The 6929-nt window shown below is 63.5% G+C and carries 6 protein-coding genes; 1 reads left to right on the forward strand and 5 read right to left on the reverse strand.

The genetic code is table 11. The annotated features are described in order from the left end of the window. The 5 genes from IAG25_RS41285 to IAG25_RS40675 all read right to left on the reverse strand — a co-directional run. Nucleotides 1–243, reverse strand: a 243-nt coding sequence (locus IAG25_RS41285) for a hypothetical protein (protein ID WP_222946873.1), incomplete at its 3' end; no start/stop codon positions are given. Continuing rightward, complete coding sequence (gene fghA / locus IAG25_RS40660; protein WP_035497846.1) at nucleotides 209–1057, reverse strand: S-formylglutathione hydrolase; 849 nt, start codon at nucleotides 1055–1057, stop codon at nucleotides 209–211. The genes fghA and IAG25_RS41285, both read right to left, overlap by 35 nt. Nucleotides 1058–1071: 14 nt before the next feature. Further along, nucleotides 1072–2178 carry an S-(hydroxymethyl)glutathione dehydrogenase/class III alcohol dehydrogenase gene (locus IAG25_RS40665; RefSeq protein ID WP_086970359.1) on the reverse strand — a complete coding sequence of 369 codons (1107 nt, stop codon included), beginning with the start codon at nucleotides 2176–2178 and terminating at the stop codon, nucleotides 1072–1074. A 37-nt stretch (nucleotides 2179–2215) separates the two neighbouring features. After that, nucleotides 2216–3430 (reverse strand): AGE family epimerase/isomerase, encoded by a 1215-nt coding sequence (locus IAG25_RS40670; RefSeq protein ID WP_187609839.1) that lies wholly within the window; start codon nucleotides 3428–3430, stop codon nucleotides 2216–2218. A 108-nt stretch (nucleotides 3431–3538) separates the two neighbouring features. Continuing rightward, nucleotides 3539–4972 (reverse strand): xylulokinase, encoded by a 1434-nt coding sequence (locus IAG25_RS40675; protein WP_187609840.1) that lies wholly within the window; start codon nucleotides 4970–4972, stop codon nucleotides 3539–3541. A 334-nt stretch (nucleotides 4973–5306) separates the two neighbouring features. Here IAG25_RS40675 and IAG25_RS40680 point away from each other — a divergent pair, with 334 nt between their 5' ends. Continuing rightward, nucleotides 5307–6698, forward strand: a complete 1392-nt coding sequence (locus IAG25_RS40680; protein ID WP_187609841.1) for a nucleobase:cation symporter-2 family protein — start codon at nucleotides 5307–5309, stop codon at nucleotides 6696–6698. Nucleotides 6699–6929 lie beyond the last annotated feature (231 nt).

Raw genomic sequence — 6929 nt, forward strand, 5'->3', positions numbered from 1 at the left:
CACGCAGCTCAACGCCATGATGCGCGATGGCACAGCCTGGAATCCCCCAAAACCTTGATTCTTTGCTCCCCACCGCTTGACTCTCAATACAGTTGCTTTCTTTGCAGCAGCAAAGAAAGTGACCCCCGCCCCGGGGAGGGGCAGAGCTAATAGACCACCGCGAAATCGGGATTCCACGAAAGCGAAAGCGAAGGCAAGACCAAAAGACTCACCGACACAAAACCCGCGCATGATGCGCGACATGTTCCCCGACGAAGGTCGAGATAAAGAAATACCCGTGGTCATACCCTTCATGACGCCGCACGATCACCTCGTGCCCCGCTCCCCGCGCATTGCGCTCCAACACATCCGGATGCAACTGCTCGGCAAGAAACTGATCCGCCAATCCCTGATCGACGAGAATACCGCCTTCGAACCGCGCCGCGGCATCCCCCTTGATGAGTTCGCTCGCATCGTATTGCTTCCACGCTTCGCGATCGTCGCCGAGATAGCCCGAGAACGCCTTCACGCCCCACGGGCACTGCGAAGGCGCCGCGATCGGCGCGAACGCCGACACCGACCTGTACAACTCAGGATTGCGCAACGCGAGCACGAGCGCGCCATGACCGCCCATCGAATGCCCGAAGATACCGATGCGATCCTCGCGAACCGGCAACTCAGCGAGCACCGTCTCGCGCAATTCCTGCGTCACATACGAGTACATCCGATAACGCCGTGCCCAAGGCTCGCGCGTCGCATCGACATAAAAGCCCGCCCCGACGCCGAAATCCCACGCGTCTTTCTCGCCCGCAATATCCGCCCCGCGAGGCGAAGTATCCGGCGCGATCAACGCGATACCGTGTTCCGCCGCATAACGCTGCGCGCCCGCCTTGATCGGAAACGTCTCTTCCGTGCAGGTGAGGCCGGCGAGATAAAACAGCGCCGGCACCTTTCCGGACGACGCCCGCGCAGGCAAAAACACAGAGAAACGCATCGGCAAGCCGATAGTCTGCGATTCGTGCCGATAGATGCGCTGCACGCCGTCGAAGCATCGATGTTCTTCCACGAGTTCCAGCATGGCGTTTTCCTCGCTCAATAGATGACGACGGAACGGATCGACTCGCCCTTCTTCATCAGGTCGAAGCCGTCGTTGATCTGTTCCAGCTTGAGATGATGCGTGATCAGATCGTCGATATTGATCTTGCCTTCCATGTACCAGTCGACGATCTTCGGCACGTCCGTGCGCCCGCGCGCGCCGCCGAACGCCGAACCTTTCCATTCGCGGCCCGTGACGAGCTGGAACGGGCGCGTGCTGATCTCTTCGCCCGCCGCCGCCACGCCGATGATGAACGACTGGCCCCAGCCCTTGTGCGTGCATTCGAGCGCCTGACGCATGAGCTTCACATTGCCGACGCACTCGAAGGAATAGTCCGCGCCGCCATCGGTCAGTTGCACGATATGGTCGACGACATTCTCGACTTCCTTCGGGTTGATGAAGTGCGTCATGCCGAACTTCTTCGCGAGTTCGACACGGCCCGGATTGATATCGACGCCGATGATCTTGTCCGCGCCCACCATCTTCGCGCCCTGAATCACGTTCAGCCCGATACCGCCCAGCCCGAACACGACGACATTCGCGCCCGCTTCCACTTTCGCCGAGTAGACGACCGCGCCGACGCCCGTCGTCACGCCGCAGCCGATGTAGCAGATCTTGTCGAACGGCGCGTCTTCACGGACTTTCGCGACCGCGATTTCAGGCACGACGATGTAGTTCGAAAACGTCGATGTGCCCATGTAGTGAAACAAGGGCTTGCCGTCGAGCGAGAAACGCGACGTGGCATCGGGCATCAGGCCTTTGCCTTGCGTCGCGCGAATCGCCTGACAGAGATTCGTCTTGCGCGACAGACAGAACTTGCACTGGCGGCATTCCGGCGTGTACAGCGGAATGACGTGATCGCCCTTTCTCAACGTGCCGACACCAGGCCCGACATCCACGACGACGCCCGCGCCCTCATGCCCGAGAATCGCCGGAAAGATGCCTTCCGGGTCCGCGCCCGACAGCGTGTAGTAATCGGTGTGGCAGATGCCCGTTGCCTTGACTTCGATCAGGACTTCACCCGCGCGCGGGCCTTCGAGATCGACTTCCTCGATCGTCAACGGCTTGCCGGCTTCCCATGCGATTGCTGCTTTCGTCTTCATCGTTCAGCTCCTGTAGTTTCGGTGATGCGGATTCTCTTCAGCGCACGACATTCAGGACTTCGTAGCATGCGCCCATCGTGTGATAGTCGACCTTTCCGGCCGGGCTCTTCTCGTCGCTGTACTGGCGGTTATCGCGCGTGAGAATGCGATACCACGCGCCCCACTTGTGATCGACGAAATGCTCCCAGCTATACGCCCACAGGCGGTCGTAATCGTTCCAGTAACGCACGGCGAGCGCGGCGTCGCCGTCGCGTTGCGCGTGGTCCGCGAGCAGCGCGGCAGTCGCGAGCGATTCCGCCTGTACCCAGAAATACTTGTCCTCGTCGTAGAACTTGCCATCGGGATCGAAGCCGTACACCATTCCGCCGTGCTCGTGATCCCACGACAGTTCCAGTGCGCGGTCGAACAGTTCGCGCGCACGCGTGACATGCCACGCCTCGGGCCGATGACGGTCGAGGATCAGCAGCAGCTTCGCCCATTCGGTCTGGTGTCCCGGCTGAAAGCCCCACGGCCTGAAGATGTTGCTGCGATCGCCCTTGTTGTAGTCCCAGTCGATCGACCAGTCCGGCTTGTAGTGTTCCCACACGAGCCCGCCCGCGAGCGCGGCCTGACGGTTCACCATGTTGTCGGCGACGAGGGCCGCGCGGTCGAGATAGCGCGCTTCGCCCGTCGCTTCGAACGCGGCCAGCAGTGCCTCGCAGGCGTGCATATTCGCGTTCTGTCCGCGATAGTCGGACACCTGCCAGTCGGCGCTCGCTTCGTCCTTGTACAGGCCGTGCTGCGCATCCCAGAAGTGAGTCTCCATCAGGTTCCAGGTTTCGTCGAGATAAACGCGCGCCTCGTCGAAGCCCGCTTCGACCGCCTTCGCATAGGCGAGCACGACGAACGCGAGGCCGTAGCAATGGTTGGTCGCATCGGTGACGTCGCGTCCGTTCAGCGTCCACGCATAGCCGCCCGTCTCGGGATTGCGATGAAACTCGCGCAGGTATTCGATGCCATGCGCCACGCCGCCGCGATATTCATCGAGACCGAAGTGCTTGTACGCCATCGCGTAGTTGAAGACGAAGCGCGTACTCGATACGAGATGTCGCGAGACGCGGTCGTAGATCGTGCCGTCGTTCTTGTAGTAGTGGAAGAAGCCGCCCGCAGGATCCATGCAGTGCGGGTGATAGAAGGTCATCGTGCGCAACGCGTGATCGAGCAGGAACGCGCGCGCGCGGAAATCGGGATGTGACGGCGAAGGTGCGGGCATGGCTGAGTTCGATGTGGTCTCGACGAAGCGCGCTTCGGTTACCGCTCATATGAAGCGACGCTTCATGCTCCCCGATGCGGATTGCATCGGGATTAAAGGTACGAAAGTTTAAGCGGACTCGCGCCCGATCGTGAACCAGTCTTCGGTACGCCTGTACAGATCGATGAAACGCGCGAGCCGTGCGTCGAGTGAAGCGTTCGCATGCGGCGTCGCGACGAGCGTCGCCGTGGGTGCGAGCGATGCGAGATCGTCGATGCGCCAGTGGCCCGCCGCGATGCCGCCGAGGATCGCCGCGCCGCGCGTCGCCGCGTTCGGGCAGTCGACGGCGTGCAGCTCGACCCGCAATGCATCCGCGAGCAACTGCCGCCAGCGCGCATCGACGGAGCCACCGCCCGCGAGCAGCATCGAATCGAGCGGCGTGCCGTTCGCGCGGATCGCATCGAGTCCGGCACGCAAGGCGAATGCCACGCCCTCGAACGCGGCGCGCATCATCGTGGCGCGCGTGTCGTCGAGGCCGAGTCCGAGCCAGCCGCCGCGCGCGCCGGGGTTCATCCACGGGGAGCGTTCGCCGCTCAGGTACGGCAGGAAGCTCACGGATGCGCTGGCGTTCGCGGCGAACGCATCGTCGTAGGCTTGCGGCCACGACGCGTAGCCGAGCCAGCCGCGCACCGCTTCCAGCGCGACGCCGACGTTCTGCATCGCCGCCATGCGATACCACGCGCCCGTCGCCGCACGATACGTGTGCAGGCCGTGCACGGGTGCGGGCGCAGCGGCGCACATCACGACGATCTGGCCGCCGGTGCCGGTGGTGAGCAACGCGTCGCCATCGGCCGACAGCCCGCTTCCGAGCGCGGCGCACGGCGTATCGCCCGCGCCGACGGCCATCGGAATGCCCGCGCGCAAGCCCAGTTCCGCCGCCGCTTCGCCCGATAACGCGCCGCCGCTCTCATGCGATGCCGCCAGCGGCGCGAACCATGTTCGCGGCAGGCCGAGCGCGTCGATGAGCGCATCGTCCCATTCGCCCGATGGCGCCGCGAGCGCGGTCGCGCAGGCATCGGATGCATCGGTGACGAATGCTCCGCCGAGCTTCGCGCGCAACCAGTCCTTCGGCTGCAACGCCCAGCGCGTGGCGTTCGCGATCTCCGGTTCGTGCGACACGAGCCAGCGCAACAACGGCCCCGCCATGCCGGGCGCGACCGGGTTTGACTGCGGCGCGGGCCATGCGTCGAGCAGATCGCGGGCGCGCGTGTCGGGCCAGAGCATCGCGGCGCGCAGTGCGCGGCCATCGGCGGCAGTCGGCACGACGCCGTGCATCTGCCCGGAAAAGCCGATTCCGCTCACCGCTTCACGCTCGTCCGCGGGCAGGCGCGACGCGGCGCCGACGAGCGCGGAGTACCACGCATCGACCGTGGTTTCGGCCCAGCCGGGCTGCGCGCTGGTCACCGAATACGCCGCGCTCGACGATGCGATTTCGCGCCCGTCTTCATCGACGATGGCGAGTTTCAGGGAGCCCGTACCGAGATCGATGCCTAAAAAACGCATGGGATTCCGAGTCTGAAAAGACGTTAGGGAAAACGCGTAAAACGCGGGTATACCCCGCGATCGCGCGATGAACACGAAAAACGGACTATACGCGCGGCGTGATGAACATCATAACGAGCGCTCGAAGAAAGCGGCCTTTCGTCACGCGACGAAATTCCGGCGATGTGCGTCAAACCCTTTGCAGCAAGGACTTGCGCATGTTCGCGCCACCGGTGGCTCACGAAACCCATATCGATGGGCGAACGCGACGTATAGCGCCGCGTGGTCTTGTTCGTGGGTTCCGATGCACTTAACTTGGAGGCCATTCAAATGGAAGGTGACATAGGAGAGAGACATGGCTTCAAGTTCGGTGAACCCGTCCGTGCATCCGTGCGACGAACGGCTGCCCGCCGGTCAACTGCTGACGCTCGGCATACAGCACGTTCTCGTGATGTACGCGGGCGCGGTCGCGGTGCCCCTGATTCTCGGCGCGGCGATGGGACTGCCAAAAGACCAGGTCGCGTTCCTCATCAGCGCGGATTTGTTCTCGTGCGGCGTCGCCACCTTGATTCAGACGCTCGGGCTGTGGATCTTCGGCATTCGCCTGCCCGTGATCATGGGCTGCACGTTCGCGGCCGTCGGCCCGATGGTCGCGATCGGCACCAACCCCTCGCTCGGCATTCTCGACGTGTTCGGCGCGACTATCGCGGCGGGCGTGATCGGCATCTTCCTCGCGCCGATGATCGGCAAGCTGTTGCGCTTCTTCCCGCCGGTCGTGGTCGGCACCGTGATCGCGGTGATCGGTCTCTCGCTGATGGGCGTTGGCATCAACTGGGCGGCGGGCGGCATCGGCAATCCCGAATACGGTAATCCGGTGTTCCTGCTGCTGTCGCTCGTCGTGCTTTCGCTGATCCTGCTCATCAACAAGTTCGCACGCGGTTTCATCGCGAATATCTCGGTGCTGCTCGGGATCGTCGCGGGCTTCGTGATCGCCGCGCTGCTCGGCCGCGTGAACATGGATGGCGTCGCGCACGCGCCGTGGGTCGGCATCGTGCTGCCGTTCCACTTCGGCATGCCGCATTTCGATGCGCTCTCCGTCGCGACGATGGTCATCGTCATGTTCGTCACCTTCATCGAATCGACGGGCATGTTCCTCGCGGTCGGCGATCTCGTCGAGCGTCCGGTCGATCAGAAAGCGCTCGTGCGCGGCCTGCGTGTCGATGGACTCGGCACGCTGATCGGCGGCATCTTCAACTCGTTCCCGCATACGTCTTTTTCGCAGAACGTCGGTCTGATCGGCGTGACGGGCGTGAAGAGCCGCTTCGTCTGCGCGACGGGCGGCGTGATTCTCGTCGTGCTCGGCCTCTTCCCGAAGATGGCGCAGGTGGTGGCGTCAGTGCCGCCGTTCGTGCTCGGCGGCGCGGGCATCGTGATGTTCGGCATGGTCGCGGCAAACGGCATCAAGACGCTGTCGCGCGTGGACTTCTCGAAGAATCAGCACAACCTGTTCATCGTCGCGGTGAGCGTCGGGATGGGCATGGTGCCTGTCGTCGCGCCGAAGTTCTTCACGCAACTGCCGCACGCGCTGGAGCCGATTCTCCATAGCGGGATTTTGCTGGCGTCGGTGTCGGCGGTCGTGTTGAACATCGTGTTCAACGGCGTGCGCAAGGAACGCGACGCGCGGCGCGATGCGCGTGAAGCCGCGCACGAGTTCGAAGGCGCGGCCCACGCGGGCGACGCGCACTAAAGATGTCGTAACCCTGGAAGTGCTTGCTGGGTGTTTGCGTTGGGCGCCGCGGTGAAAACCGCGGCGTTTTTTTTGGCTGACCGATTTGCCGCGAACGCCGAAAAGCACGATCGGGATAGGGGCAGGCCTCGCGGCCCGACCCCTCCCACACCACCGTGCGTACGGGTCCGTACACGGCGGTTCGGATCGGTTGATCGGCTAGGGACGCAGTGATGGAAGACCGAGGGATCG

Source organism: Caballeronia sp. EK, assembly GCF_014384845.1.
GTDB lineage: Bacteria > Pseudomonadota > Gammaproteobacteria > Burkholderiales > Burkholderiaceae > Caballeronia > Caballeronia jiangsuensis.

Coding starts and splice junctions, on each gene's coding strand:
- fghA (WP_035497846.1), bottom strand. CDS start 1,057: ATGCTGGAACTCGTGGAAGAACATCGATGCTTCGACGGCGTGCAGCGC.
- IAG25_RS40665 (WP_086970359.1), bottom strand. CDS start 2,178: ATGAAGACGAAAGCAGCAATCGCATGGGAAGCCGGCAAGCCGTTGACG.
- IAG25_RS40670 (WP_187609839.1), bottom strand. CDS start 3,430: ATGCCCGCACCTTCGCCGTCACATCCCGATTTCCGCGCGCGCGCGTTC.
- IAG25_RS40675 (WP_187609840.1), bottom strand. CDS start 4,972: ATGCGTTTTTTAGGCATCGATCTCGGTACGGGCTCCCTGAAACTCGCC.
- IAG25_RS40680 (WP_187609841.1), top strand. CDS start 5,307: ATGGCTTCAAGTTCGGTGAACCCGTCCGTGCATCCGTGCGACGAACGG.